At 69.8% G+C, this 25,869-nt stretch carries 19 protein-coding genes and 3 pseudogenes; 9 read left to right on the top strand and 13 right to left on the bottom strand.

All coding sequences use genetic code 11. The features are described 5' to 3' along the window. Positions 1-151 precede the first annotated feature (151 nt). The 3 genes from ACGFR7_RS25220 to ACGFR7_RS25210 all read right to left on the bottom strand — a co-directional run bounded on the left by ACGFR7_RS25220 (position 152) and on the right by ACGFR7_RS25210 (position 3,329). A complete protein-coding gene (locus ACGFR7_RS25220; protein ID WP_393323401.1) occupies positions 152-658 on the bottom strand; it encodes a DUF1990 family protein in 507 nt (168 codons plus the stop codon). A 155-nt stretch (positions 659-813) separates the two neighbouring features. Beyond that, positions 814-1,659, bottom strand: coding sequence for a crotonase/enoyl-CoA hydratase family protein (locus tag ACGFR7_RS25215; protein WP_393323398.1), 846 nt, complete (start codon positions 1,657-1,659; stop codon positions 814-816). Further along, the gene (locus ACGFR7_RS25210; RefSeq protein WP_393323395.1) at positions 1,659-3,329 is read right to left on the bottom strand and encodes an acyl-CoA dehydrogenase family protein; all 1,671 of its coding nucleotides are present in this window, start codon (positions 3,327-3,329) and stop codon (positions 1,659-1,661) included. Before ACGFR7_RS25210 ends, ACGFR7_RS25215 begins: the two co-directional genes overlap by 1 nt. A gap of 197 nt (positions 3,330-3,526) precedes the next feature. Between ACGFR7_RS25210 and ACGFR7_RS25205 the strand changes: the two genes are divergently transcribed. Both ACGFR7_RS25205 and ACGFR7_RS25200 read left to right on the top strand, forming a co-directional pair. Beyond that, on the top strand, positions 3,527-4,318 hold the full coding sequence (locus ACGFR7_RS25205) for a PaaX family transcriptional regulator C-terminal domain-containing protein (RefSeq protein ID WP_393323392.1): 792 nt from the start codon (positions 3,527-3,529) through the stop codon (positions 4,316-4,318). 341 nt (positions 4,319-4,659) lie between these two features. Beyond that, positions 4,660-5,811 carry an ABC transporter substrate-binding protein gene (locus tag ACGFR7_RS25200; protein WP_393323389.1) on the top strand — a complete coding sequence of 384 codons (1,152 nt, stop codon included), beginning with the start codon at positions 4,660-4,662 and terminating at the stop codon, positions 5,809-5,811. A 132-nt stretch (positions 5,812-5,943) separates the two neighbouring features. On the opposite strand, the gene ACGFR7_RS25195 is transcribed toward ACGFR7_RS25200, so the two are convergent. Then, positions 5,944-7,167, bottom strand: coding sequence for a lactonase family protein (locus ACGFR7_RS25195; protein WP_393323386.1), 1,224 nt, complete (start codon positions 7,165-7,167; stop codon positions 5,944-5,946). A gap of 296 nt (positions 7,168-7,463) precedes the next feature. On the opposite strand from ACGFR7_RS25195, the gene ACGFR7_RS25190 reads away from it, so the two are divergent. Further along, entirely contained in the window at positions 7,464-8,552 is a 1,089-nt protein-coding gene (locus ACGFR7_RS25190; RefSeq protein ID WP_393323383.1) for a tetratricopeptide repeat protein, read from the top strand. On the opposite strand, the gene ACGFR7_RS25185 is transcribed toward ACGFR7_RS25190, so the two are convergent. Continuing rightward, entirely contained in the window at positions 8,446-9,870 is a 1,425-nt protein-coding gene (locus ACGFR7_RS25185) for a lipase maturation factor family protein (RefSeq protein WP_393323381.1), read from the bottom strand. The two genes, ACGFR7_RS25190 and ACGFR7_RS25185, sit on opposite strands and share 107 nt — an antisense overlap. A 390-nt stretch (positions 9,871-10,260) precedes the next feature. On the opposite strand from ACGFR7_RS25185, the gene ACGFR7_RS25180 reads away from it, so the two are divergent. Further along, positions 10,261-10,431: a hypothetical protein gene (locus ACGFR7_RS25180; protein WP_393323378.1), complete on the top strand. Its 171-nt coding sequence runs from the start codon at positions 10,261-10,263 to the stop codon at positions 10,429-10,431. 303 nt (positions 10,432-10,734) lie between these two features. Here the strand turns inward: ACGFR7_RS25180 and ACGFR7_RS25175 are convergent, their stop codons facing one another. Then, entirely contained in the window at positions 10,735-12,564 is a 1,830-nt protein-coding gene (locus ACGFR7_RS25175; RefSeq protein WP_393323376.1) for an alpha-L-fucosidase, read from the bottom strand. 311 nt (positions 12,565-12,875) lie between these two features. Between ACGFR7_RS25175 and ACGFR7_RS25170 the strand changes: the two genes are divergently transcribed. Next, a complete protein-coding gene (locus ACGFR7_RS25170) occupies positions 12,876-14,438 on the top strand; it encodes an AMP-binding protein (protein WP_393323373.1) in 1,563 nt (520 codons plus the stop codon). 58 nt (positions 14,439-14,496) lie between these two features. Here the strand turns inward: ACGFR7_RS25170 and ACGFR7_RS25165 are convergent, their stop codons facing one another. Together ACGFR7_RS25165 and ACGFR7_RS25160 are read right to left on the bottom strand one after the other, a co-directional pair. Further along, positions 14,497-14,931: a VOC family protein gene (locus ACGFR7_RS25165; protein ID WP_393323370.1), complete on the bottom strand. Its 435-nt coding sequence runs from the start codon at positions 14,929-14,931 to the stop codon at positions 14,497-14,499. A 12-nt stretch (positions 14,932-14,943) separates the two neighbouring features. After that, positions 14,944-15,753 (bottom strand): annotated as a pseudogene (locus tag ACGFR7_RS25160) (alpha-galactosidase); the annotation flags it as partial. 1,239 nt (positions 15,754-16,992) lie between these two features. Here ACGFR7_RS25160 and ACGFR7_RS25155 point away from each other — a divergent pair. The 4 genes from ACGFR7_RS25155 to ACGFR7_RS25140 all read left to right on the top strand — a co-directional run bounded on the left by ACGFR7_RS25155 (position 16,993) and on the right by ACGFR7_RS25140 (position 21,310). After that, entirely contained in the window at positions 16,993-18,537 is a 1,545-nt protein-coding gene (locus ACGFR7_RS25155) for a DNA-3-methyladenine glycosylase 2 family protein (RefSeq protein ID WP_393323368.1), read from the top strand. 44 nt (positions 18,538-18,581) lie between these two features. Beyond that, complete coding sequence (locus ACGFR7_RS25150) at positions 18,582-18,965, top strand: asparagine synthase-related protein (protein ID WP_393323365.1); 384 nt, start codon at positions 18,582-18,584, stop codon at positions 18,963-18,965. A gap of 219 nt (positions 18,966-19,184) precedes the next feature. Further along, the gene (locus tag ACGFR7_RS25145) at positions 19,185-19,469 is read left to right on the top strand and encodes an ArsR/SmtB family transcription factor (RefSeq protein WP_393323362.1); all 285 of its coding nucleotides are present in this window, start codon (positions 19,185-19,187) and stop codon (positions 19,467-19,469) included. Positions 19,470-19,744: 275 nt separating this feature from the next. Further along, entirely contained in the window at positions 19,745-21,310 is a 1,566-nt protein-coding gene (locus ACGFR7_RS25140; RefSeq protein WP_393323359.1) for an MFS transporter, read from the top strand. A 199-nt stretch (positions 21,311-21,509) separates the two neighbouring features. Here the strand turns inward: ACGFR7_RS25140 and ACGFR7_RS25135 are convergent. From ACGFR7_RS25135 to ACGFR7_RS25115, 5 genes and pseudogenes are all read right to left on the bottom strand, one after another. Beyond that, positions 21,510-22,132: pseudogene (locus tag ACGFR7_RS25135) on the bottom strand (aminotransferase class I/II-fold pyridoxal phosphate-dependent enzyme); the annotation flags it as partial. 56 nt (positions 22,133-22,188) lie between these two features. Further along, a pseudogene (locus ACGFR7_RS25130) lies at positions 22,189-22,254 on the bottom strand (hypothetical protein); the annotation flags it as partial. A 483-nt stretch (positions 22,255-22,737) separates the two neighbouring features. Further along, positions 22,738-22,938 carry an SCO3870 family protein gene (locus ACGFR7_RS25125; protein WP_393323357.1) on the bottom strand — a complete coding sequence of 67 codons (201 nt, stop codon included), beginning with the start codon at positions 22,936-22,938 and terminating at the stop codon, positions 22,738-22,740. 261 nt (positions 22,939-23,199) lie between these two features. Continuing rightward, positions 23,200-24,327, bottom strand: coding sequence for a tetratricopeptide repeat protein (locus tag ACGFR7_RS25120; RefSeq protein ID WP_393323354.1), 1,128 nt, complete (start codon positions 24,325-24,327; stop codon positions 23,200-23,202). Further along, positions 24,324-25,694 carry an ATP-binding protein gene (locus ACGFR7_RS25115; protein ID WP_393323351.1) on the bottom strand — a complete coding sequence of 457 codons (1,371 nt, stop codon included), beginning with the start codon at positions 25,692-25,694 and terminating at the stop codon, positions 24,324-24,326. The genes ACGFR7_RS25120 and ACGFR7_RS25115 overlap by 4 nt, the downstream gene beginning before the upstream one ends. Between the last annotated feature and the right edge of the window lie 175 nt (positions 25,695-25,869).

Raw genomic sequence — 25,869 nt, 5'->3', positions numbered from 1 at the left:
ACGAGGCCCACCGCTACGCGCCGGTAACAAAGCGTATTCCAGGGGCCATCAGGCGGTGAGCGGATCGCCGAACCAGGCGGTGAGCGCGCACGCCCAGCCGCCGTGGGGGATCCCGGACTCGCCCGCCCGGCAGGGCGGGCTCAGCGCAACATCACGAGTTCGCCAGGCGACGGAGCGTCCGGCCCAGGTGGCGGACGTACTGACGCTGGAACACGGGCACCAGCGGGCCGGCGAGCCGGGTGACCGCCTTGGCGGGCCGGCTGAAGGCGGTCACGGTGAACCACACCGAGCCGTCGTGGCGCAGCTCGGCGACGAACGCCTCCTCGCCGCACTCGGGATGCCCCTTCCTCGCCCCGTATCCGAAGCCGATCCGGTCCTCCTCGGCGACCGTCCACACCACGGTGCACGGTGCCCGCAGCCGGAACGGGCCGACGCCCAGCGACACCTCGACGCCCACCCCCGGCGCGGCCCGCGGGGCATCGGACCGGATCCGGGTACCGGCCGCGCGATGCATCCGGAAGGTGGTGATCGCCTCGCCCGCCGCGGCCAGCACCGCCGGGCCGTGGCCGATCGGCAGCTCCTCATGAAGGTGGTGGTAGCCGGGCGGCAGAGGAGTACGCCGAGTTCCGCCCTCCTCGGGATAGTTCAGTCCGGTCATGGCATGCGCTCCTCGGGGCGGGCGGGCGGGCGGGTGTGGGTGGGGGAGGCGACGGTTATACGGAGACCGTGAGTGAGACGGCTGTGCGGAGACCGTAAGCGACCAGCAGCCCCGCTCACGGCCGCTGGCCGGGTCCGCTCGGGGCGTCCCCCCGTTCAGCGCCCCGGCGCCCCGTCCGGCGCCCCGTCCGGCGCCCCTTCCGGCGCCCCGTCCGGCGCCCCGTCCGGCGCCCCTTCCGGCCCCCCGTCCGGCGCCCCGTGCCGTCCCGCTCCCGCGGCGAACCGGGCCGCGCCTGCCGACGACCCGGCCAGTACCGCCTGGCCGTGGCGGAGTTCCGTGGCCATTGCGGACTGTTCGTCCAGGCCCTCCTGATCCAGCAGGGAGGCGCGGTCGCTGCGCAGGCACGCCTGCGGGAAGCGGGCGATCTCCGCGGCCAGCAGTTCCGCCTCGGCGCGGGCCGTCCCGGTCGGCACCACACGATGGACGAGGCCGATGTCCCGCGCCTCGGCGGCCGGGACCGGGCGCCCCGTCAGCACCAGGTCCATCGCCCGGCTCGCCCCGATCAGCCGGGGCAGCCGCACCGTGCCGCCGTCTATCAGCGGCACTCCCCAGCGCCGGCAGAACACCCCGAAGACGGCGTCTTCCTCCGCCACCCGGAGATCGCACCACAGAGCCAGCTCCAGGCCGCCGGCCACCGCATGGCCGGCGACCGCCGCGATCACCGGCTTGCCGAGCCGCATCCGGGTCGGCCCCATCGGCCCGTCCCCGTCCGGGGCCACACGGTTGCCGCGCTCGGTGCCGACCGCCTTGAGGTCGGCACCGGAGCAGAACGTCCCGCCCTCGCCCCACAGCACCGCGACCCGTGCGCCGTCGTCCTCATCGAACTCCCGGAAGGCGGCCGCGAGTCGTCCGGCCGTCGCGCCGTCCACGGCATTGCGCGACGCGGGCCGGGAGAGCACCACCGTCGTCACCGGTCCGGCGCGCTCCACCCGTACGGACATCAGGCTCCGGCCCCGGCCGCGGCCGCATCCGGTGCCGTCGGCCGGGTGCGCTCCAGGATCGCGGTCAGATCGGCGCCGGCCGGCAGGGTGCCGAAGGCATTGCCCCACTCCCCGTCGAGCCGCGAGGCGCAGAACGCGTCGGCCACCGCCGGGTGGCTGTACCGCACCAACAGCGACCCCTGCAGTACCAGCGCCATCCGCTCCGCCAGCGACCGCGCCATCAGCTGCGCCCGCTCCGGCTCTGCGAGCCCGCCGAGCATCTTGCGGACCCCGGCCACCGCCGCGTCCAGCCGGCGGTCCGCGCCGGCCGCGGTCTCCACCTCCGCGAAGAACGCGTCCAGCGCGGCCGGCTCCTTGCCCAGCGCCCGCAGCACATCGAGCGCGGCGACGTTCCCCGAGCCCTCCCAGATCGACAGCAGCGGCGCTTCCCGGTAGAGCCGCGGCATGCCGGAATCCTCGACGTAGCCGTTGCCGCCCAGGCACTCCAGCGCCTCCGCCGCGTGGGTGCTGCCGCGCTTGCACACCCAGTACTTCCCGGCCGCCAGCGCCAGCCGGCGCAGCGCCGTCTCGCCGGCGTCCCCGGCCTGTGACCGGTCCACCGCCGTCGCCAGCCGCATCCCCAGCACGGTCGCCGCCTCCGACTCGACCGCCAGGTCGGCGAGCACCGAGCGCATCAGCGGCTGCCGGCCCAGTTCCCGCCCGAAGGCCTGCCGGTGCGCGGTGTGGTGCAGCGCCTGCCGCAGCCCCGCCCGCATCCCGGCGGCCGACCCCAGCACACAGTCCAGCCGGGTCATGTTCACCATCTCGACGATGGTCCGCACCCCGCGGCCCGGTTCGCCGACCGGCCAGGCCACCGCCTCGTCGTACTCGATCTCGGAGGACGCATTGGAGCGGTTGCCCAGTTTGTCCTTGAGCCGCATCAGCCGCATGCCGTTGAGCGTGCCGTCCGGCAGCACCCTCGGGACCAGGAAGCAGCCAAGGCCCTCCTCGGTCTGCGCCAGCGCGAGGAAGACATCGCTCATCGGCGCCGAGGTGAACCATTTGTGGCCGGTGAGGCGGTAGGTGCCGTCGCCGGCCGGGACGGCGCGGGTCGTGTTGGCCCGCACGTCGGAGCCACCTTGCTTCTCCGTCATCGACATGCCCGCGATCAGGCCCGACTTGGTCAGCGGCGCCCGCAGTCCGAAGTCGTAGCTGCGGGCGGCGAGCAGCGGCTCGTACTGCGCGGCGAGTTCCGGCGCGGCGCGCAGCGCGGGGACGGCGGCGTACGTCATCGAGACCGGGCAGCCGTGCCCCGCCTCGGCCTGCGACCAGACGTAGAACTTGGCGGCGCGCACCAGATGCGCCCCGGGGCGGTCGTCGGCCCAGGGCGCGGCGTGCAGACCGTGCTCCACCGCGACGGTCATCAGCTGATGCCAGGCCGGGTGGAAGGCGACCTCGTCGATGCGGTGCCCGAAGCGGTCGTGGGTGTGCAGCCGGGGCGGCTGCTCCTCCGCCCAGCGGGCCTGGTCCTGCACCGCCGGGGAACCGGCGAGCGCGCCGAGCTCGGCCACTTCCCGGGTGCCCCACTCGGCGCCGTCCCGGACCAGCGCCTCCCTCAGGGCCGGTTCGTCCGCCGTGCTGAAACCGGTCAGCGGCGGGGCCTGGTTCACGACTTCACGGGTGACGGTCATGCCTTGACGTTACAGAACCAGAACAGTCGATGGAAGACTGTAATGACGATACGGCGCGCAGATCGTCATGCGGAGACGGGCATGCGGAGTTGGTCATGCGGAGACGGTCATGCGCTGTCACGCGGGCGGGCGTCCCGCCGGCCGGCGCCGAGGGCCCGCGACGTTCGGGGAGCCACCCCCTAGAATCCCCTGCACATATGAACGACCACGACACCGGCACCGCCCACGGCACCGGTACCTCCGACGCCACCGAGGCCGCCGCACTGGCATTGCGGCCGCTCACCGCACGCTCCATCGTGCTGAGCACTCTCCTCGGCCACCACCCGCCACGGCTGCCCGCGCGCGCCCTGGTACGGGTGGGCGAGCTGTTCGGCATCGCCGAGGGAACCGTCCGGGTCGCGCTCTCCCGCATGGTGGCCGCCGACGACCTGCGGCAGGACGACGGCTCCTATGCCCTCACCACCCGCCTCCTGGCGCGCCAGGCCCGGCAGGACGAGAGCCGCTCACCGAGGACCCGGCCCTGGAGCGGGGACTGGGAGATCGCCGTGGTCGCCACGGCGGAGGGCCGGCCGCCGGCCGAACGTACCGCCCTGCGCCAGGCCATGGCGGCGCTGCGGCTGGCCGAACTCCGCGAGGGCAGCTGGCTGCGCCCCGCCAACCTCGACCGGCCCCGCCCCGCCGTCGTCACCGAGCAGTGCACCTGGCTCACCGGTGCCCCGGACGGCGACCCGGCCGCGCTCGCCGCCCGGCTGTGGGACCTGACCGGATGGGCGCGCCGTGCCCGCGCCCTGGCCTCCGCACTGGACCGCGCCGACGCCCCCGCCGACCGTTTCACCATCGCTGCGGCCGCACTCCGGCATCTCCTCTCCGACCCCCTGCTTCCCACCGAGCTCCTGCCCGAGGCCTGGCCCGGCGACCGGCTCCGCAGCCGGTACGCCGTGTTCGAGACCGATCTGCGCGATCTGCTGCGGCAGTACCTGGCCGGCTAGGGAGTGTCCTGTGAATCAGCCCGCCCCGGCTCGCCGGCGATCGCCTCGTGTCGCGCCGCTCTGCTCGCCGGACCGCGCGAAGTTGTGCGCGAAGTTGTGTGCGGAGTGTGGAGCGCGGCCGGCCCGGACGAGGTGCCTTCGTGACCCCCGCGAGCTGCGATTGCGAGCGAATCGGAGTCAGTACTTTTACCAATGTTTACCTGCCGGTCCCCATAGTTGGGCCTACTGAGGCCCAACTTGTCAGACAACCCGTCGGACAGGTGCTCACCCCCCACGTGCATCCCCTGTGTGGCCCCGCATGATTCCCCTCAACCCTCTGCGCGTACCCCTCTGGAGAGACCGTGACCGTGTTCCCACCGAGGACAGCCGTCCTCACCGGCGTCCTCGCCATCCCCGCCGCACTCGCCCTCAGCGCATGTGGCGGGGCTTCCGACGCGAACACCGCTGACGGAAAGAACGCGGCCACCGCGACCACGGCCGAGGCCCTGGGCGGCGTCGACGCCCTGGCCGAGGCGGCCAAGAAGGAAGGCACCCTGCATGCGATCGCGCTGCCCCGCGACTGGGCCAACTACGGCGCCCTGATCGACGGCTTCACCAAGAAGTACGGCATCAAGGTCGAGGTCGAGAACTCGAAGGGCGCCAGCCAGGACGAGATCAAAGCGGTCACCTCGCGCCAGGGCCAGGACAACGCGCCCGACGTCCTCGACCTCGGCAGCTCCTTCGCACAGAGCGCCGCCCAGGACGGGCTGCTCGCGCCGTACATGGTCACCGGTTTCGCCGACATCCCCGACGTCCAGCGGGACTCGATCGGCCGCTGGGCGAACGACTACGGCGGCTACATCTCCTTCGGCTGCGACGCCAAGCGGGTGCAGACCTGCCCGACCAGCTTCAAGGATCTGCTCCAGCCGCAGTACAAGGGGAAGGTCGCGCTCAACGGCAGCCCGACCTCCTCGGGCTCGGCCTTCGGCGCCGTGTACGCGGCCGCCCTCGCCCGCGGCGGTTCCTTCGAGGACATCCAGCCCGGCATAGACTTCTTCACCAAGCTGAAGAAGGACGGCGTTCTCGCGCCCGTGAAATCCACCGCGGCCACCATCACGAAGGGCCGGACGCCGATCAGTATCGACTGGGACTACTTGAACGCCGGGTACACCGACGCGTTCAAGTCCAAGGGCCTCGACTGGACGGTCACGGTCCCCACGGACGGCAAGTTCTCCCAGTACTACTCGCAGGCCATCAACAAGGACGCGCCGCACCCCGCGGCCGCGCGCCTGTGGCAGGAGTACCTCTACAGCCCCGAGGGCCAGAACCTCAGACTCAAGGGCTACGCCCGCCCGGCCCTGATGGACGCCATGAAGAAGGCCGGCAAGCTCGACAAGGCCGCGGCGGCAAAGCTGCCGAAGGTCTCCGGTACGCCGAGCTTCCCGACCGAGACCCAGCAGAGCAATGCCAAGCTCGCCATCTCCCAGAGCTGGGGCGGGGCCGCTTCCGAGTAACCGCGGCTCGCGCCCGGACCGGCGTGGTGCCGGCCGCTCACACTCAGCGGCGGCACCGCGCGGGCGGGCGGCCCGTTTCCCCCGGCCGCGGAGTTCCGGCACCGGAGTTCCGCGTGGGGCCGTGATCCGCGCTCACAGCGGCAGGACACATACCGGGACGGGCGCCGCGAACGGCGCGTCCGTGCGATGGAGCGACCCGGTCCGGGCATCCACCGAGAACACCGTCACCGACCCGGACTTCTGGTTCGCCGCGAACAGCCACCGCTGATCCGGCGAAAAGGCGATCTGCCGGGGGAAGTCCCCGCCCACCGGCACGGTGTCCAGCAGCCGCAGCCGTGCCCCGGCCGCCTCCACGGCATAGCGGGTGAGGCTGTTGTGACCGCGATTGGCGAGAAAGGCGAAGCCGCCGCCGCGGGTGACCAGGATCTGCGCCGGATAGCTGGTGCCCGGGCCGGTTCCCGTGGACTGCGGTGCACCGGGCGTCAGCCGCCCGGTTCCGCGGTCGTAGCGGCAGACCACGACCGTGTTGTCGACCTCGTTCGCCAGATAGGCGAAGGCACCCGACGGGTGGAACGTCAGATGCCGGGGGCCGGCGCCGGGCCGCAGCGACGCATACGACACCTGGGTGAGTTCTCCGGCCGACTCGTCCAGCCGGTAGGTGTAGACGGTGTCGTTGCCGAGATCGACGGCCAGTACGTGCCGGCCGTCCGGGGCGGTGATGATCTGGTGGGCATGCGGCCCGTCCTGGCCGGGCCCGGGCGGCGGGCCGGTGTGGGTGACCAGATCCGTGCGCGCGCCCAGGGAGCCGGTGGCGAGGTCGACCGGATGCACGGCGACGCTGCCGGAGAGGTAGTTGGCGCTGAGCAGCCAGCGGCCGCTGGGGTGGACCGACAGATGACAGGGACCGGCGCCGCCGGTGGACCGGGTGCCCAGCACCGTGGGCGGTCCGTCCGTCCTCAGCGCCATCGCGGTCACCTCGCCCCGCTCCTGCTCGTCGACCGCGTAGAGGGTACGGCCGGACGGTGCCAGTGCGAGGTAGGAGGGGTCGGCGACCCCGTCGACGGCACCGGTGCCGGTGATCCGGCCCGTGACGGTGTCGTACGTACCGAGTCCGACCCCGGCACCGCCGCCCGCGGCCGAGGTGTACGTCCCCAGGAAGAGCGGCCGGACGCGGCGCCGGCGGTGCCCGGCAGCGTGGCGGGTGGCGTGCCCGGGCGCCGGATCCTCCGCCGTCAGCAGTCCCGCCCCGCCTGCCCCGCCCGCCGCGGCCAGCCCCGCCGCGACGCCGAGGAACCGCCTGCGGCCGATGCGGTTGCTCCCTGTCCCGGTCTGCGTTCCCGTACGCGCTGCGCTCATGCCACACCTCGGTGCTCGGCGGTCGGTGGTCCGTGATCGGGTGGTCGTGGCAGCAGGGTGTCCCGTCCGCCCCTGCTCCGGCAAGTGACGCCCCCGAAGGGCGTGAGGTGCAACGCGATGGCGGTACCCCGGCAGGGGCGACCCTGACGTCCCCCTACATCCCCGTGATGACCATGACCCCTCCCGTAGCACTCGAGTCGTACAGCACAACCCATACACGGACTGATTCGCCGCGCTCTCCCAGCTCATAGGTTGTTGATCAAGGCGCAAAGATGATCGAGAGGCCACGGGTATCTATGTACGGCAAGGCATTCGCCCCGGAATATCAGGGCGAGTTGGGCACGGCACTGGGCGTGAACTCCTCTTACGAGGAGGTGCTGACGAAGGCGAGCCGCGCGCACGCCGAAGCTGGCACGGCGCTGGAGCGGTCCCGGGCCGCGCTCGCGGTCGCCGAGGCGAACCGGCGGCTCGGCCGGGTGGCGCAGGCGGGCGACGCCTGGCGGGAGAGCTACCGCAGTGCCCGTGGTGCCGGTGACCGGGGCGCGATGGCCTGGGCGCTGTGGAGCGGCGGCACCCTGGCCCGTCAGTGCGGCTCCCTGCCGCTCGCCCGCCGGCTGCTCACCCATGCCGTGACGCTGGCCGACGGCAGCGGCGACCGGCTCGCCCACGGCTACTCGCTCGCCGGCCTCGCCGAGACCGGCCGGATACAGGGCGACTACGAAGCGGTCGCCGAGCTCCATGAGCAGTTGCTCGCCCAGGGCCGGGCGCACGGCGAGGCCCGGCACATGGTCTGGGCGATGTCCGGCATAGCCCAGATGCACCGCAACACCGGCGGCTACGACAAGGCCCTGGAGCTGTTCGAGGAGTCCGCCCGCATCGCCGCCGAGGCCGATGACTTCCGCGGGCGCGCCTGGTCGCTGCGCGGCGTCGCCGACGTCCTGTCCGTCCAGGGCCAGACGGAACGGGCGCTGACGCTGCTGTCCGAGGCGGAGGCGATCTGCCGCACCATGGACCTGGCCAGCGCGCTCGCCTACAACCACAAGATGCGCGGCAATGTCTTCTACCGGGCGGGCCGTTACGAGTCCGCGCGCGAGATGTACACCCTCTCGCTGCGGGAGTTCCGCGAGATGCAGGAGCCCCGCGGGCTGGCGCTCTCCCGGCTGGGCCTGGCCAAATCCCGCTCCCGCCTCGGCCGCGACCGGGACGAGACCATGGCCGAACTCGCCTCCCTGGAAGCGGACTTCACCCGCATCGGACTGCGCCACGCCCGCGATATGGTCATCGCCTTCCGTGCAGAGCTGACCGCGCAACCGGCGCCAGAAACTCCCGCTCCTCGGTGCGATGCCACCACGCCCGGGTCTCCCGCAGTTCCTGCCAGGTCGTGAAGCGGTAGCGGAAGACCCGGGCCCTGATCCGGGCCGGCGGCAGATCCGGGAACGGATTGTGGCGCAACAGCCGCAGTGTGTCCCGGTCGTTCTCCAGCAGCCGTGCGACGAACGGGACGAACCACGACCGCGCATAGGCCGGCGACAGCGCGGCGAACCACATCAGCCAGTCCAGCCGGAGGTGATACGGCGCGAATTGGCGCGGCGGCCGCCCTACCGCCCCCGGCTTTCCGCGGAATTCATAGGGAAGCCAGGTCGTCTCCGGCCCGGTCACGGCGTCCGCGGTGCCCTCCACGACGATTTCCCGGCGCACTCGGGTGATGCTGCCGAAGGCCCCGTACGAATTGACCAGATGCAGTGACTCGTAGGACGTGTTCATCATCTGCTGCCGGGCCAGCAGATTGCGCGCCGGCCGATAGCTGAGGAAGAGGACTCCGGCCGTGGCGATGAGGGCCAGGACCTCGAACCACACCGGAGGCCCGGGCAGCGGCGTGGACGGTGGCCCCCACAACGGAGCGGCGGCCGACAGGGCGAGCGCGATGGTCACCCAGTTCAGCCAGGCGAAGTTGCCGGACAGTACCAGCCACAGCTGGGTGACGACCATCGCGACCGCGGCCCACCCGGCGACCGGCTGCGGGGTGAACAGCAGGACGGGTACGGCGAGTTGGGCGACATGGTTGGCGGCCGCCTCGACCCGGTGCAGGGGCCCGGGCAGATGGTGGAAGAACCAGCTCAACGGGCCGGGCATCGGCTGCGTCTCGTGGTGGTAGTACAGGCAGGTCAAGTCACGCCAGCAGTGGTCGCCGCGCATCTTGATCAACCCGGCCCCGAACTCCACCCGGAACAGCACCCAGCGCAGCAGCCACATCACGGGCACCGGGGGAGCGATCTCGCCGTTGCCGAGGAACACCGCGAGGGAGCCGGCCTCCAGCAGCAGCGACTCCCAGCCGAAGCTGTACCAGGTCTGCCCGACGTTCACGATGGACAGATACATCGCCCACAGCACGGCCCACAGCACCATCGACGCCCACAGCGGCACGGCATCCGCCGCCCCCGCCGCCACGGCCGCGGCCAGCAGCGCCCCGCTCCATGACCAGAGGGCGAAGAAACGGTCCGAATAGTGCCGGTGAAAGACCGAGGGTGCCGCGCGGAACGGCACCCGCGCCACGAAGACGGGCACCGGCAGCATGCCGCGCGCGCCGATGAGTGCCCGGAACTGCCGGGCCGCCGCCAGGAACGCGACCACGTAGAGGACCGCCAGCATGCGCTGGAAGGCCAGCCGCCCGAGCCAGTAACCGGAATCCGAGAACCAAGCCACCTGCCCATGGGTAGCACTGCCGCCGCGTGCCCCGCAGCAGGGCGCGCGGCGACCGGAGCCGGATCCGTCGCTCACTCTTCAGCGTAGGGATCGGGGCGAATGCAGCAACCTGAGGGCCATTGGAGTGAGTGACGTGCGTCACATATTCCGCCCGCTTTCCCCTCGTTCAGGGGCCCCGTATCCGCATCTTCCGATGACGTGCCTTTGCCGCCGGAAAACGTCGAGCGCGCGGAGTGCGGCGTCGTTACTCTGAGGGGCGACGGACGACCTTTCTGGGAGACGCCAACACCATTGGCCCGTCGCGGGAACGCCACAAACCTTGGCTGACCTCCCGGTTTGTGAACAAGGCGCCACCGCGTCGGACCAATACCTCAGATGAAGGAGTGCGTGGTGGCATTGCACAAGGCTCAATACAAGCAGCCCCGTTTGAAGCAGGGCGAGCGGCCCGGACGGATCAAGGAAGTCCGCAATCTGGAAGTCTGGGACCGCTGCGCCCCCGTGCGTCTCGCCGGCTGCGACGACGATCCCGCCGAACCGAACATCTTCCGCGGCATCGACTGAATCACCGATCGCTCGGGCGTCGGCCCTGACCCGTGGGCCTCTTCCTCCGGGGTCAGGGCCGGCGCCCGAGCGGACACAGCGGCCGGGTGAGCTCGTCGGCATCGGCCGCGCCGCCACCGCGGGAGCGAACCGGGCACCTCAGGGGGCTCGAACCGACCCGAACGGCCCAACCGGGCGCGAACCCTTTCCCGCCTGCCCGACTCTGCCTCTCCGCCTCTCCGCCGCCGCCTGCCCGGCTGTGCCTGCTCGGCTGTGCCTGCCCGGCTGTGCCCGCCTGGCCGTGGTCGGCCAGGACAGCAGTGGTCAGTCGGCGTAGAGCTGTCGTTGCGGCACGATCTGCTGGGGCTGGCTCGGGCTGGACCACAGCAGCTTCATATAGGCCTCACCGGTCTGCTCCGTGTAGTCGAGCCGGATGCTGTGCCGGTGACCGGCCCGCAGGGTGACGGTCCCCTTGTCGGCCTTCGGGCCGTGCGGGGTGGTGCTGTCGATCACCGGCTTGCCGTCGATCCACAGCCGCACGGTGTCGTCGGAGACGGTGGTGAAGGTGTACGTCTCGTCGAAGCGCGGCTGAATACTGCCGGTCCAGCGGGTGCTGAAGTGATCGGAGGGGATCGCCGGGTCCGGTGATCCGTCGAAGCGGTAGGCCTTGTTCACCGTCGGGTCGACGGTGGTCACCGCGGGCGGGCCGGTGAAGGAGCCGTTCGCCCAGCTCCGGGCCGTCAGCCCCTTTCCGGTGCCGGCGGGTGCGGCGGCCGGCGGTGTGATCGTGAGCCGGATGACGGTCGCGAGCGGACCGGTGGCGGTGCCGGACGGGGTGAGGTCGAAGCCGTCCCCGGCCCGGGTGACCTTGACCTGCTGAGAACTGCCCAGCACCCGGGCCGCGGTGATCTCGAACCGCCCCTTGGCGGTGAGGTGGAGGGGCGTGCCGGCGGCCGGCCAGGAGGTGACCGAGGCGTACAGTGCGTCGTCCCGCCGGGAGACCGTGCCCCAGGCCGGGTCCGCCACCAGCCCGGTGTAGCCGGCCCCGTGGACCGCGTCGCCCTGACCGTGCGCGCCCAGCCACCTGCCGGTCTCGCGCAGCCGTTCGGCGGACGGCTGCGGGATCCGCCCGGATTTGTCGGGGCCCACGTTGAGCAGATAGTTGCCGCCGCGGCTCGCCACGTCCAGCAGGTTGCGCACCACCGTTGCCGCAGGCTTCCAGTTGGTGTCGTACTTGGCGAAGCCCCAGTGGTCGTTGAGCGTCATACAGCTCTCCCACAACTGCCCGTCGACCGGCTCCGCGGGAATCTCCTGCTCCGGTGTGCCGAAGTCCCCGTCGACCACCTCGCGCTTGCCGACGCGGTTGTTGACGATCAGGCGCGGGTTCAGCCCGTGCAGATACGCCTGGAGGTCGGCGCCGTCCCGGCGCGACCAGCGGTTGGTGGGGTTGTCCGTGTCCCATTCGCCGTCGAACCACAAAAGCGCCGGGTCGTAGTTGTCGATCAGCTCCTTGAGCTGGCCGTACATCCGCTTCTTGTAGCGCGGGAAGGTCGCCGGGCCGGCGAAGTCCGGGTCGTGCCAGTCCCAGATCGAGTAGTAGAAGCCGAGCTTGATCCCGGCGGCGTCGGCGGCCCTCTTCAGCTCGGCGAGGATGTCGCGGTGCGGGTCGAAGGAGGAGTGGTCGCGCAGGTTCCAGGTGTTCTGCCGCGTCGGCCACATCGCATAGCCGTCGTGGTGCTTGGCCGTGATGACGATGTAGCGCTGGCCGGCGTCCTTGGCCGCCCGGACGATCGCCCCGGCGTCGAAGGCGGACGGGTTGAAGGCGGCGGCCTGCTGCTCGTACACGTCGTCCGGGATCCGGCACTCGCGCTTGATCCACTCCGCGTTGCGGCACACCGTGCCGTCGGGCCGGGTGTACTCGCCCTCCAGGTGGGAGTACGCGCCGAAGTGGATGAACATCCCGAAGCGGTCCTGACGCCACCACGAGGTCCGCGACGAGGTGAAGGGATCGTCGTTCGCGTGGTTGGTTCCGGGGCCGGCGGCGGGCCGCGGCGGGGGCTCCGCGGCGGCCACGGGGCTGCCTGCGGCCAGTAGCAGGGTGCCCAGCACCCCCATGAGCCCCAGCAGCCGGAACGGTCTGGTGCGGCTGTGCATCGCTCGCTCCTCGGGTCAGTTGGTCACGTACGTGCCTCCTGTGCCACCCCGCATGGTGCAGCGCCCGAACCCGGACCGGAAGACCCTGGATGCGACAAACATCGGAGCATCTGCCGGAAAATGTAAGGAAGTTGGTGAAGGGGAGGGTTGGAAGGGTGCAAGACCTCGGATCTCAGCGGAGCCTTGGGAAAGAGGGGTTGCAAGGGACGCCGCCGAGGGCCCGGGGGAGTGCCGGCCGGCGGCGGGCGCTCTGGATAACCACCGCACTTGTCGGTTCAATGGGCCTTCCGGTCGCATTCACTGGAGGCACCATGGAAGCCGTCGTCCCGCCCGTCGCCGGCGCCCCGGCCATTCGCTGCGCGGGTCATGAACGCGACTATCCGTCCTTCCTCGACCGTGCGGCGCGGATCGCCACCGGGCTGCGGGCGGCGGGAGTCGAGCCCGGCGACCGGATCGCCGTCGTGATGCGCAACGAGCCCGCCCACCTGGAGATCACCGCCGGGGCCGCCTTGCTGGGCGCCTCGGCGGTACCCGTCAACTGGCATTTCCGCCAGGACGACCTGCGGCATGTGCTCACCGACAGCGGCAGCAAGGTCGTCTTTGCGCACAGCGACATGCTCGACGCGGTGACCGCCGTGCTCCCGGACGGTGTACGGATCGTCGAGGCCGCCGTTCCCGCCGGGGTCGCGGCCGCCTGCGGGATCGCCGTGCCGCCCGTCTCGGGAGAGCACCCGCTGCTCGACCGGTGGCTGGAAGGCTTTGCCCCGCTGGACCAGGAAGCCGGGGAACGCCCGCCCACCGTGATCTACAGCTCGGGAACCACCGGGCTCCCCAAGGGAGTTCTGCGCGAACCCGTCGCTCCCCAGCAGCTCGAAGAAGGGGTGCGGTTATTCCTGGAGCGCTTCGCCGTCGTCCCCGGCGGACGCACGCTCATCCCCGCCCCGCTCTACCACGCCTCACCCAGCCAGCACGCCGTCCTCGCCCTCGCGGCCGGCCTGGACATCACTCTCATGCCGCGATTCGACGCCGAGGAATTCCTGCGGCTGATCGCCCACCACCGCATCGAGCAGGTGCAGGTCGTGCCCACGATGTTCGTACGGCTGCTGCGGCTGGCGAAGGACGTACGCGAGCGCTACGACCTGTCCTCGCTCACCTCCGTCGTACACGCCGCGGCGCCCTGTCCGCCGCATATCAAGTACGCCATGATCGACTGGCTGGGACCGGTACTGCGGGAGTACTACGGCGGCAGTGAGACCGGCGCTGTGACCTGGTGCGACAGCGCCGAGTGGCTGGCCCACCCCGGCACCGTCGGACGCGCCACCGGAACCTGCGAGGTGGCGGTCATCGGCCCGGACAACAAGCCGCTGCCGGCCGGAGTCACCGGTGACATCTACCTGAAACCCGGCGACGGCTGGCCCCGGTTCACCTACCTCGGCGACCCCGGCCGGCGCGCCGCCATGGAAGCACCGGGCCTGCCCGGATACGTCACCATCGGAGACATCGGCCATCTCGACGCGGACGGCTACCTCTTCCTCAGTGACCGCCGGAACGACATGGTCATCTCGGGCGGCGTCAACATCTACCCCGCGGAGATCGAAGGCTGCCTGCTCGCCCTCGACGGGGTCCGTGACGTGGCGGTCTTCGGTATCCCCGACGAGGAGTTCGGCGAAGTGCTCGCCGCCCATCTGCAGACCGAACCCGGTGTGCTGCTCAGCGCCGAGGTGGTACGCGCCCACGTCGCCGAGCGGCTTGCCGGGTACAAGGTCCCCCGGGCCGTGGTCTTCGAGGAACTGCTGCCGCGTGACGAGTCGGGAAAGCTCTTCAAGAGGCAGCTGCGGGACCCGTACTGGGCGGAGCATCACGGCGCGATCTGAGCTCCGGGCCCGCCGGGGTGTGGGGCCCGTCCGGGTGTCGGGCCCGTCCGCCCTCGCGTCAGGTCGATACGCAGAGTTCGTTGTTCTCCGGGTCGGCGAGTGTGGTCCAGGCAAAGGGACCCTGCTTGCCGTGGTGCACGAGCGTGGCCCCCTTGGCGATCAGCCGCTCGACCACGGTCCGGGGATCGTCGGGACCCGTGCGCACGTCCAGGTGGACGCGGTTCTTGGCCACCTTGGGCTCCGTCACGAGCTGAAAGAGGATGCGCGGCGCCCGGTCCAGGCCCTCCGGATGGCGGATCGCGGCGCCGCCCTTCCATACGAGGGTGCCGTGGTGGGTGGTGGTGTCGTCCTCACTCGCCTGGCCCTCGGCGACCATCCGGCGGATGAACGCCTCGTCGCCCGGCTCCACTTCCCAGCCGAGAGCGTCGGCCCACCAGTCGGCGAGGGAGTGCGGGTCGGCCGAGTCCACGGTTACCTGGAAGGTATAAGCCATGGCCGGACTCTACAGATCCCACTCGATCCCGAAGTGGCAGAACAGCGCCGTCCCCGCGCGGAAGTCCAGGGTGTGCGTGCGCCCCGTCGTATGGGCGACCGGCGCCCCCACATGCGCGCCGAGCAATTCCGGCGGGAGCAGCAGACCGGTCCAGCGCTGGATCCGCTGACGCTCCAGCGCATCGACACAGCCACTGGTCCACACCCGGTCGGTGCGCTCCAGCACCCCCGGATCGACCCGGCCGCCACCGGACGCACAGGATTCGATTTTCAACTGCGGGTGATGCGCCCTCAGTTCGTCCATCAGTCGGTAGGCGGCTGTCGTCTGGTGGTGTGCTGCCGCGTCCACGAGATCACGGTTGTGGTCCCACTTGAGGTAGTCGATGCGGTGCTCGCGCAGCAGGGTGTCCAGCCGCTGCAGGATGTGTGCGTACGCCTCGGGGCGCGCCAGATCGAGAACCTGCTGGTGACGCGAGGCCGGCGGCAGCCGTGACGGGGAGGCGGCCAGGATCCAGTCCGGGTGCGCACGGGCCAGATCGGAGTCCGGGTTGATCATCTCCGGTTCGACCCGCAGCCCGAACCGCAGGCCCAGACGGTGCACGGTATCGATCAGCGGATGCAGCCCGTCCGGCCAGACCTCCGCATCCACATACCAGTCGCCGAGCCCGGCACGATCGTCCCGCCGCCCCCGGAACCACCCGTCGTCCAGCACGAAGCGCTCCGCGCCGACCTCGGCCGCCGCCTGCGCCAGCCGGGTCAGCGTGGCCAGGTCCTGGTCGAAGTAGACCGCCTCCCAGGTGTACGGGGTGACCGGCCGCGGGGAGTTCAAGGAGAGCGGCCGACGGGCCGATGGGCTGTTGGTGGGGTTCAGCGACATCGACTCCGTCGAACTCGACTTCTAGTACAGCGATGGCGATTGGGCGGCAAGGTCGCAGCAGTCGGGCGGAGTCTTCAGGCAGCCCGCTCTTCTGGTGGGCTGTCACCGCTGGGCACCAGGCGGAGGACGATCTCGTGCGCTGTCTGAAGCCGCAGCGAGTCAGTCGCCGAGGGGCTCCTCGCACTACGCACCAGCGACGGTCAGACTGTTCTGGAGAGCGTAGCGATATGCATTCGTCGTGCTATCGCCTGGATGGCACGGACGGTGACGTGGTCCTGCCGCTCCCAGGAATTTTGACGACGCAAATGCCGGACCGGAGAGTGCCTGCCCCTTGGGCGCAACGTAGGCTCAACAGAGGGTGAATGGTCACAGCGCCTGCTGGTCGACCATGCCATTCATCGGAGGCGGCTAGCGCGAGTAATCCACTACCTGGAACGGCTCCCTCTTCGCAGTAAGCGGTTCTCTAGCACCCCTGTGAATCTCAACATGCCTCGCTCTGCGGTGATCGAACCCCATCCTCTGTTCTGCTTGCCTGTCTGTCGCGAGGTAGGTGTAGCTTGCACGAGATGCCGGTTATGGCTTCTCGCAGGCGTTTGGGTTATGAATTCATGGCCCCTGGTCTGTCTGTGGCAATGGGGCGGTTCGTGCGCGACCGACTGGCGAATTTTCGGCCACGAGGTACACAAGTGGAGGCGCAATCACGTCAGTGCAACCTAAAGAGCGAGGGATGGCAAGGGGGTCGACAGCGCTGCGCTGAATCCGCTGCTCGCCCTGGTGGCAGCGGCTGGAGGAAGGATGTCGCTGCGGAGCAACACGTCTGCGCGAAGCTCCCCATCCGGTTTGCTGCGACGTCGCCCTCTTGTGGGCCGTAACGCATCTGGTGGAGCGTATGCCGGCCCTTCCCGCATCGTGAGACGCGGGAATCGCCGGACGTCACGGTTCTTGAAGGCATACCCAAGGGGCGGAATTGCTGAACGATCTGGTCGGCTGGGTCTGCCAGGGAATTCGGCGGGCTCCATGTCGGAACGGGTCGTGGTGGCCTTGTGTCGCGGGTCGGCCGAGTGGAACCACGACCTTCCCGGTGCGAGCGAAGTCCGATGCTCGCCTGAACCGTACGTTCCGGATCAGTTGGGTTGTGCGATTGAGTTTCAGTGCCAGTGCTGTCCAAGTCGATACGGGGCCTGCATGTCCGATAGCTGCCAGCGTCGCGCGCTCTTCAGTGGAAAGGTTTCAACCGTGCTTGACTTTGAACGCTGCTGGCGGGCCACACTCAGCCGAGACACCCGATTCGATGGAATGTTCTATTCTGCTGTCGTTACCACCGGCATCTACTGTCGTCCCAGTTGCCCTGGCTGTCCAAAGCGCAAGAACGTCCGCTTCTACCGAAGTGCGGCAGCTGCACAGGAGGCTGGTTACCGCGCCTGCAAGCGGTGCAATCCAGACGCCAGCCCAGGATCGCCTGAGTGGAACCTTCGAGCTGACGTGGTGGGCCGGGCCATGCGGCTCATCGCCGATGGTGTCTGTGACCGCGAAGGAGTGGCCGGACTCGCTGCCCGTCTGGGCTACACCACACGTCATCTACACCGGCTGCTCACCGCTGAGGTCGGGGTCGGCCCGCAGGCGCTTGCCCGTGCGCAGCGCGCGCAGACCGCTCGCATCCTGCTGGAGACAACCACTTTGAACGTCACCGATGTGGCGATGGCGGCCGGCTTCTCCAGTGTTCGTCAGTTCAACGCCACCATGGCCGCCGTGTTCGACCGCACTCCCACCGTGTTGCGGGAGATGGCGGCCTCGCCGGCAGACCAGGCGACCGGGAGCATTGTGGTGCGCCTTTCGGTCCGCGAACCCTTCGACGGGCCGGCGCTGTTGCGGTTCTTCGCAGCCCATGCCGTACCGGGGATCGAAGAGATCGACGGGGACACCTATCGCCGGAGCCTGACACTGCCTCACGGGGCGGCCGCGGTCTCTCTCACGCCACAAAACAGATACGTTGAGGCGCATTTCCGGCTCGAAGACATACGGGATCTGGCCACCGCCATCCACCGCTGTCGACGTCTCCTGGACCTGGATGCCGACCCGCTCGCGATCACCGAGCTGCTGGCCGATGAGCCGCTGATGGCCGCGCTCGTCAAGGCCCATCCCGGGTTGCGGGTGGCGGGCGCGGCGGACCCCGAGGAACTGTTGCTGCGCACCACCTTGCAGCAGGCGATGCCTGGAGCTCAGGGACGCCTGGCGGCAGCCGAACTCACGCGTCGGTACGGATGTCCGCTGTCGTCCCCGATGGGTACCGTGACCCATCTGTTCCCGCTGCCCGAGACGCTCTCCGAGGCACCGTTGGACGACCTGCTCCCCGCCGGTGCGGCGAAGTTGCTGCACCGCGTTGCCACCGACCTGGCCACCGGAGCCTTGACCATGAGCGACGGAAGCGATCGTGCCGATACCGAGCGTCAACTGATGCAGGCCGGCCTGAGCGGGCAAGGTGCCGCCTATCTCGTCATGCGGGCGCTGAAAAATCCCGATGTCTTCCTCGCGCAGGCTCCAGCAACCACCCGCGCCCTGCGGGCTCTCAGGCAGCCGACAGAGCTCTCCGCGGTGATGCGCCGGGCGGAGCAGTGGCGGCCTTGGCGCTCCTACGCGGTCATGCAGCTGTGGCACCAGCAGTCCGGTGACTCTGAGCTGTTCGCGCCGAGCCACGTGCCGTCCTCACGGCACGCGATCTTGGCGGCGTAACCGTTCGGCCAGCAGACGACGAGGAGTCGCAGGAAAGGGGAGCCATGCCGCTCCAGAACCGCGTAACACCGTATGGTGCGATCGAAGCCGTTCCGATCAAGCAGATGGGCGGAATGGAGAAGGGCCTCCTGCGGCACGCCGTCGCCGACACGCTTCCCGCCTCGGTCGCCTGGCGAAAGAAGAGCGGCTATCCGGCAGCACGCGACGACAGGTACCTCAAGCACGTCCGTGCGCAACTGGCCGCTCTCGTACAGCGGCCGACGGAGCCGGTCTTCGACATCCTCGACCGCGCCAAGGTGGCTGCCATGCTCGACAGCACCCGGCCGGTGCCCTGCGTCGGCACAGCTCCCAGCACGGCGCACAGCATGTCCTGCATTGTCAGCTTCAATAAGTGGATCAAGAACTACGGAGTCGACATCGGCTTCTGAGAGCAGCACGGCCAAAGTTTCAGCTGAGCACGTTACAAGACGTCGCAGCCGATGCCGGGGGAGCAGTCGGCACCCCGGCATCGGCCGCCAGCGAAGAAAGGGCTGAGTGGAATGCACAGCGGTTCCGTCTACTCCATATGCTCGTCACATCAGTTACGCTGCCGAAGGCAGAACGGGGAGCAAAGACGCTTCCGGGATGACAAGGAAAAGCGGCTGGTCATGATCGCTTCCTTGCTGGCGGACTCCAGTCGCGTACGGATTCTGTACAAGCTACTGGACGGACAGGACTATTCCGCCAGCGAACTGACCGACGCCGCGGGCACTGCGGCCTCGACCGCCAGCACGCACCTGAGCAAACTGGTCGCCGGCGGTCTGCTGCAGGTCGAGCCTCGTGGACGCCACCGGTACTACCGCCTGGCCCAGCCGGCGATAGCCCACTTCCTGCGCCACGCATGCGCTCTCATCGTCGAGCAGGCCACAGTGGTTCCTGCCGCGCACGCATAGCGAGCACCAGCCTTGGGCGACCTCATCGGACGAAACCGATCACCCACCGGGCCCCTGACGTGGATGTGCTGGTCCGATAGCGGCTGGAGATCCTGCGCGAGAACCTGCCAAGATCTAGATGATGGAAATTCCCCCCGGTATCACGGAGGGAATCCGTAAGGCATCTGACGACGAGCAGTCTCACTGCATGTAAAACTCGCAAGGACTCCCTGGGGGCCGTCGTTCTCAGACGCTTATCGCCACACCTCAAGTGTTGCAACCGACCTAGGAATTGCATGACCTCGAAATTTCGCCTCAGCTATGCGGCCGCCACGCTGATCGCCAGCAGTGTGACCACGTTCCTGCTGCCCTTGGACTACACGGTCGCCTCGGTCGCCCTCCGCGACATCCACCGTGACTTCTCCGTCAGCTTCAGCGACCAGCAGTGGGTGATCAACGGCTACACCATGGCGTTTGCCGCCTTGCTGATGGCAGGCGGCGGACTGGCCGACCTGTTCGGCCGCCGAAAGGTCTTCCTGTCAGGACTGGCCATCTTCACGGCAGCCTCTGTCCTGGCCGGCCTGGCACCGGCCGTCATCTGGCTCAATGTCGGGCGCGTTGCGCAAGGTCTCGGCGCTGCTGGGATGTTCAGTTCCTCGCTCGCCCTGCTCGTCCAGGAGTTCACTGGTCCACGCCGGGTCCACGCCTTCGCCGTCTTCGGCGTCGCCTCCGGATTGGGAGCCTCCCTGGGCCCCTTCATCGGAGGCCTTGCAGTCAACCTGGGTGGCTGGCGATGGGCCTTCCTCCTCAACGCGCCGTTCGGCATCGCCATGCTCATCCTGGGACTGTTGCGCACCAGGGAGTCCAAGGACCCCCATGCCACACGTCTGGACCTCAAGGGCCTGGTCCTCTTCAGCGGCGCGGTGCTCCTGGTCGTGTACTCCATCGTCACTGCTCCGCAGATCGGTTGGACCAGCCCGACCATCCTCGTCACGCTGGCCGCGGCAGCTCTCCTCGTCATCGTCTTCGTCCCGTTGGAACTGCGGCAGCGCTACCCACTGATCGACCTGCGCTTGTTCACCAACCGCACGTTCCTCGGCGCCAGCCTGGCCCCCCTCGTGCTTTCCATCGCCTTCTGGGGGCTGTTCCTGTACACCCCGCTGTATTTCCAAGGTGTTCTCGGCTACAGCCCCCTGCAGGCCGGCATGGCCATGTTGCCCTTTGCCGTCCCCCTCTTCGGAGCTGGCCCGCTCGGCGCTCGCCTGGCCCACCGCATCTCCTCCCGCGCACTGCTGGGCCTCGGCCAGGCTCTGGTCGCCGTGGGTGCCACGGTCCTTGCCTTCGCACCACTGCACAGCACCTGGACCAACTACGCCGTCGGCGGCCTCATCAGTGGGATCGGAACCGGCCTCATCAACGGCGAGATGAGCAATGTGGCGATCAGCATCGTGCCCGCCTCCCGATCGGGGATGGCCTCCGGAATCAACTCCACCATGCGCATCGTGGGCATGACTGCCGGCTTCGGCGGTATCGGCGCTGTCCTGGCCGGCGCCGTCACATCTGATCTGACCTCCCACGCCGGCCGGTTGGTCGGCCCGCACCAAAACCTCCGCACGCTGGCGACCGAAGTGGCCACGGGCAACATCGCCGGCACCGCCGACACCGTGCCCGCCCAGCTGCGCAGCGCCTTCCGCACCGCAGCCGATCACGCCTTCTCCGTCGGCATGCGCACTTCGTTCATCGTCGGGGCCTGTGTCGCGCTCCTGGGAGCCGTCGCAAGCTTCTGTCTCATCCGTCGCTCCGAGCCCAGCACGGATCCGATTACTTCCGACGCCCTGCCGCTCGCGGACGCGCAGAGGTAGAAGACTCCCGGCGCCACGACCCCCGCGGGGCGTCGGGAACTCGGGTGGAGCCAACCCCCGAGCCCGGTGGGTGTTCCGCAGCCGTGGTTGGACCATGCTGCCCGCGTGTCGCGGTCTTGTACGCCTGCGGAGAGGTCCACTTCGCCACTTGGGGATGGGGCACGGCGCGACCAAGGTGTTACTCGGGTCCTCCTCCGGCTCAGCACTGTCCGTAACCGTCGTGGAAGGAGCCGATCCGGGTGACGGCGTCCGTCAGATCGTCCTTGCTGGGCAGCGTGACCAGGCGGAAGTGATCCGGCTCCGGCCAGTTGAAGTCGGTGCCGTGCACGATCATGATCTTCTCGGCGCGCAGCAGGTCGAGCACCATCCGCCGGTCGTCCTTGACCTTGTAGACCTTGGGATCCAGCCGGGGGAAGGCGTACAGCGCGCCCTTCGGCTTGACGCAGCTGACGCCGGGGATCTGCGTCAGCAGCTCGTACGCCGTGTCGCGCTGCTCCAGCAGCCGGCCGCCGGGCAGCACCAGTTCGTTGATCGACTGGCGGCCGCCGAGGGCCGTGGCGACCGCGTGCCTCGCAGCAGCTCGTCGTCGTACACCGCGCCCGTGGGGTTGTTGGGGTTGATGACGACGATGGCCTTGGTGCGGTCGGTGACCTTGCGCTCGATGTCGGCGAGGTCCGGCATCCAGTCGGCCTGCTCGTCACAGCGGTAGTGCACGGCCGTGCCGCCGGAGAGCGAGACCGACGCCGTCCACAGCGGATAGTCCGGGGCCGGGACCAGCACCTCGTCCCCGTCGTCCAGCAGCGCCTGCATCGGCACCGGAATCCGAAGCCCGCCTCCCCGGCGGTCTGCAGCAGCGTCGCATCGCCGCCGGTGCGCCCCCGCCGGCTCGCACGCAGATGGGTGCCGACGGTGAACACATGCCGCTGTGGGGCGCGTTCGCGCAGATGCCGGCCCGTGAGATCCAGAAGCTCGGTGGCTTTGTGCGGGCACCGGAAGGGCGGGTGTGAGCTCGGTGAGGTGGTACGGGCCGCCGCCGGTGTTGGTGACGGCGGCGTGCAGCCGCACCAGCCCCGCACCGCAGCTCGGTGAGACGGCCCGGTGCGAGCGCACCGAGGCCGGCGCCCCAGTGCACGACGCGCGGCAGACCGGCACCGGACACATCCAGCACCAGGCTGACCCCGGCGGCCCGGAAGTGCAGGAGATCGTCCATGACGGCGGTATCCCTTCGCGACGGACGTGCTTGCTGAAGGCGCTGTGGTCTTGTGTTGCTGCGGCGCTGGGGTATTGCTGCCAGGTGGCGGCTCCTGCGCACGCCGCGAACGGCGGCTGTACGGGGAACTACGCGTGTGTGTGGCGCACTTCGCGGCTGTGCCGCGGGCCACGGGCGCCGGGGTTGATGCCCCGGCACCCGTCGGCGTGTGGGGAGCTCAGCTCGATTTCCCCTGGCGCCAGCGGGACCATGTCACGACCGTCAGCAAGGCGGTCGTCCACATCACGACGCTGGCGGTGGCCACGGACTCGACGTACTGCTCGTATCCGTCCGTACGCAACTGGACTGCGAGAAAGCCCAGCACCGTCCCGAGCGCCGCAAGTGCGGCGGACAGGGAGGCGAAGGGAGGCCGATTCATTTCATCTCCTTTTTCAGCTGTGATCCGGCATGGTGTCCGTCGAGTCTAAAGTGTCGATTCTGCTGGGGCCGACGACCGTTGAGCAGTTCACGGTTGATCTGGTGGAGCGGCTGGTGCCGGACGAGTTGGTGGGTGCTGTTACGGCGGGTGGTGCCGTCCACGGAGGTGAAGCGTCCCCAAGACGGAGGCCGGAGACCGGGAGGCGGGCGGGTGACCGCGAGGCCCTGGCCGCGATAGCGGGGTCCCGGCTCGGGCCCTTCTTCACCGGGTCTTCTTCCGGTCGAACCAGATCGTGGCGAATGTCGGGGTGAGACCTGCCCAGAAAAGCACCTGCGGCAACGGCCGGTCCGTCCAGGGGACTTCGGCGATCACCAGGGCACACAGCATGGCCCAGGCCGCCTGGGCCAGCACTATGCGGGGCCACCGGCGGCGGCGTATCAGTGACCGCACGTTGAGCTGGACGCCGGCGCGCCGCCGCCGGTAGCGCAGCAGGGCGCCGACGAGCCAGATGGCGGTCGCCACCACGAGGTACCACAGGCGTTGGCCGAGCGGCAGTGGCAATTCCCGCTGCGCCTTGCCCGCGACGGCGAACAGGTCCATCCCCGACCCGGCGAAGGCGACGCAGAGCAGGGCGAGCCACCGTACCCCGCGCAGCATGCGGTACGTGGCCTGGTCCAGGCCGCGTTGCATTTCGGCGGAGTCCGGTGCGGCGGCGAGCCCGGTGGCGTAGAGGTCGGCGGCCCTGGCGGCCTTGACGCCGGGGGCGTTGGCGGCCTTCTGGGTCTGCCGGGCCAGGGCCTCGGCGTGGGTGGGATCGAGGCGGAGGATGGCGTGGTCGAGCTGGTCGGCGAGGGTGGTGTTGAGCGAGATGCCGGCGATGTTCCGGGCGACTTCGTGGGCGTAGATCTCCTCCGGACCCAGGCGCAGCGCCTCCGCGGCCAGGTCGGCCGCCTCGCGCAACACGCCGCTGAGGTCATGGCCCTGCAGGTCCCTGGTGCCGGCCTCCCGGGCGTAACGGCCGACCGAGTCGCGCCATACGGCGTCGGCGAGCATCGCATAGCCGAACCAGTGATCAGGCGCGACGCGGACCGCTTCGCGCAGTACGGGCTCGACCTCGAGCCATGAGCTGCCGGGCCCGTTGACCATCGCCTGGGCACGCAGGAGGAGTGCGCCGACGTCCTCGGGGGCAAGTTGGAGAGCCTCGTCAGCCGCCTCTAGTGCCTGCTCCCGCTGCCCCATGTTCACGTGGCAGTAGCCGATCCGTACCCAGGCGCGGATATCGCCGGGATCTTCGGCCAGGTGCTGCGACAGCAGGTCCCGGGCCTGGTCGAAGCGTTCGAAGTCGATGAGGGCCTGGGCCTGCTCCGCGGCCGTGTTCGGTTCGGTCACAGTTTCCGCTTCTTCTTCAGGTAGGCCACCAGGTCGTCGTACATGCCGCCGTCGTTGGCGTACATCGCCACGTTGCGGGCGGCCGCGAACCACGACTGGGTCGAGGGCTTGATCTGTCCCGCCGCGGCCAGCAGGTCCTTCATCCCGATCAGGCGTACGGTCCCGGTGCGGGCCGAGTCCAGCAGTGCGTGTTCGGCCGCGGCCTCGCACACATGGGCCAGGTCGGCGCCGGACAGGCCGTCGGTGGCTTTGACGAGCTTGCCGAGGTCGACGTTCTCGATGGGCCGATCCCGCAGGTGGTAGCGGAGAATCGCCTCCCGGGCCGGTGCGTCCGGTGGCAGCACCAGCAAGGTCCGGTCCAGCCGGCCGGGGCGGCGCAGGGCGATGTCCACGTCCCAGGGCACATTGGTGGCAGCGAGCACGAACACGCCCTCGTTCGCCTCCGCCTCGACGCCGTCCAGTTCGGTCAGCAACTGGTTGACGGTGTTGCGCATCCCCGCGCTCTGGGTGCGGCTGCGCTTTCCGCCGAGCGCGTCCATCTCGTCCAGGAAGACCACGCACGGGGCCTGGCGGCGGGCGGTCTGGAAGAGCTCGTGCATATTGCGCTCGGAGTTGCCGATCCACATGTCCAGCACATCGTTGACCGACACGGACAGGAAGTTCGCCCCGAGTTCACCGGCGACGGCCCGCGCGATGAAGGTCTTGCCGCAGCCGGGCGGCCCGTACAGCAGGAGCCCGCCGCGCAGACTCTTGCCGTACAGGCGGCGCAGCTCCGGATTGCGCAACGGTGCCAGAAAGGCGGCCTCCAGCCGCTCCTTGACCTCCTGCATGCCGCCCACATCGGCGAGGCGGAGGGCGCCCGGCCGTTCCACGTCCCAGGCGGCGGCCTCCTCAGGGGCGCCGCCGTCGACGGCCAGCGGCGCCTCCACGAACCGGGGCGGCACGACATCGCCGACCTGATCCTCGGCGGCGTTCCAGTCGAAGCGCGGGCCCGAGGCGCGGGCGGGCGCCGGAGCGTGCCCGGCCGCGGGGTCCTGCGGTGGTTTGGCTGCAGCGGCCGGAGGCTGCTTTGGCACCTGCGCAGGTGGTGGCACGACGGCGGGGGCGGGCGGGGCCTGCGGCGACGCGGGCAGCGCGGCTTCACCGGGCATGGTTGCCGGAGCGTCTGTCAGGGCCCGAACCATCAACTCGCGGGCCTGGACATCAGCAGGCGCGTGCTGCAACGCCACGGAGACCTCCTCCACTGCGGCATCACCGTGCCCAGCGGTCAGCAGCAACTCGGCCAGGTGCAGCCGCAGCGGCACGTCATCGGGCGCCGCTGCAACGGCCGCTCGCATGCTCTGTACAAGAGGGGATTCCGCCGACATGACCCACACTTTACGGACCCGCCGTGGGTGACCCGTGAGTGCCCTCGATGTGCTTCGTGCACCAGCTGTCGCGAAGACGTCATGTGGCCCGCCCTTCCCCAACGGCGCCTCCGCCGTGACAGCGCCGGGCGGCCCCCCGGCGCGGTTCCGGAGCCGTTCCGGAACGGTTGCGGAG

Origin of the sequence: Streptomyces sp. NPDC048516, assembly GCF_043199875.1 — a bacterium.
GTDB lineage: Bacteria > Actinomycetota > Actinomycetes > Streptomycetales > Streptomycetaceae > Streptomyces.
Note: the sequence above shows the minus strand (reverse complement) of the source record. Positions and strands in the feature narration are given on the sequence as shown.

Coding starts and splice junctions, on each gene's coding strand:
- ACGFR7_RS25125 (WP_393323357.1), bottom strand. CDS start 22,938: ATGAATCGGCCTCCCTTCGCCTCCCTGTCCGCCGCACTTGCGGCGCTC.
- ACGFR7_RS25140 (WP_393323359.1), top strand. CDS start 19,745: ATGACCTCGAAATTTCGCCTCAGCTATGCGGCCGCCACGCTGATCGCC.
- ACGFR7_RS25205 (WP_393323392.1), top strand. CDS start 3,527: ATGAACGACCACGACACCGGCACCGCCCACGGCACCGGTACCTCCGAC.
- ACGFR7_RS25195 (WP_393323386.1), bottom strand. CDS start 7,167: ATGAGCGCAGCGCGTACGGGAACGCAGACCGGGACAGGGAGCAACCGC.
- ACGFR7_RS25150 (WP_393323365.1), top strand. CDS start 18,582: ATGCCGCTCCAGAACCGCGTAACACCGTATGGTGCGATCGAAGCCGTT.
- ACGFR7_RS25190 (WP_393323383.1), top strand. CDS start 7,464: ATGTACGGCAAGGCATTCGCCCCGGAATATCAGGGCGAGTTGGGCACG.
- ACGFR7_RS25175 (WP_393323376.1), bottom strand. CDS start 12,564: ATGCACAGCCGCACCAGACCGTTCCGGCTGCTGGGGCTCATGGGGGTG.
- ACGFR7_RS25155 (WP_393323368.1), top strand. CDS start 16,993: ATGTCCGATAGCTGCCAGCGTCGCGCGCTCTTCAGTGGAAAGGTTTCA.
- ACGFR7_RS25115 (WP_393323351.1), bottom strand. CDS start 25,694: ATGTCGGCGGAATCCCCTCTTGTACAGAGCATGCGAGCGGCCGTTGCA.
- ACGFR7_RS25165 (WP_393323370.1), bottom strand. CDS start 14,931: ATGGCTTATACCTTCCAGGTAACCGTGGACTCGGCCGACCCGCACTCC.
- ACGFR7_RS25145 (WP_393323362.1), top strand. CDS start 19,185: ATGATCGCTTCCTTGCTGGCGGACTCCAGTCGCGTACGGATTCTGTAC.
- ACGFR7_RS25215 (WP_393323398.1), bottom strand. CDS start 1,659: ATGTCCGTACGGGTGGAGCGCGCCGGACCGGTGACGACGGTGGTGCTC.
- ACGFR7_RS25220 (WP_393323401.1), bottom strand. CDS start 658: ATGACCGGACTGAACTATCCCGAGGAGGGCGGAACTCGGCGTACTCCT.
- ACGFR7_RS25210 (WP_393323395.1), bottom strand. CDS start 3,329: ATGACCGTCACCCGTGAAGTCGTGAACCAGGCCCCGCCGCTGACCGGT.
- ACGFR7_RS25170 (WP_393323373.1), top strand. CDS start 12,876: ATGGAAGCCGTCGTCCCGCCCGTCGCCGGCGCCCCGGCCATTCGCTGC.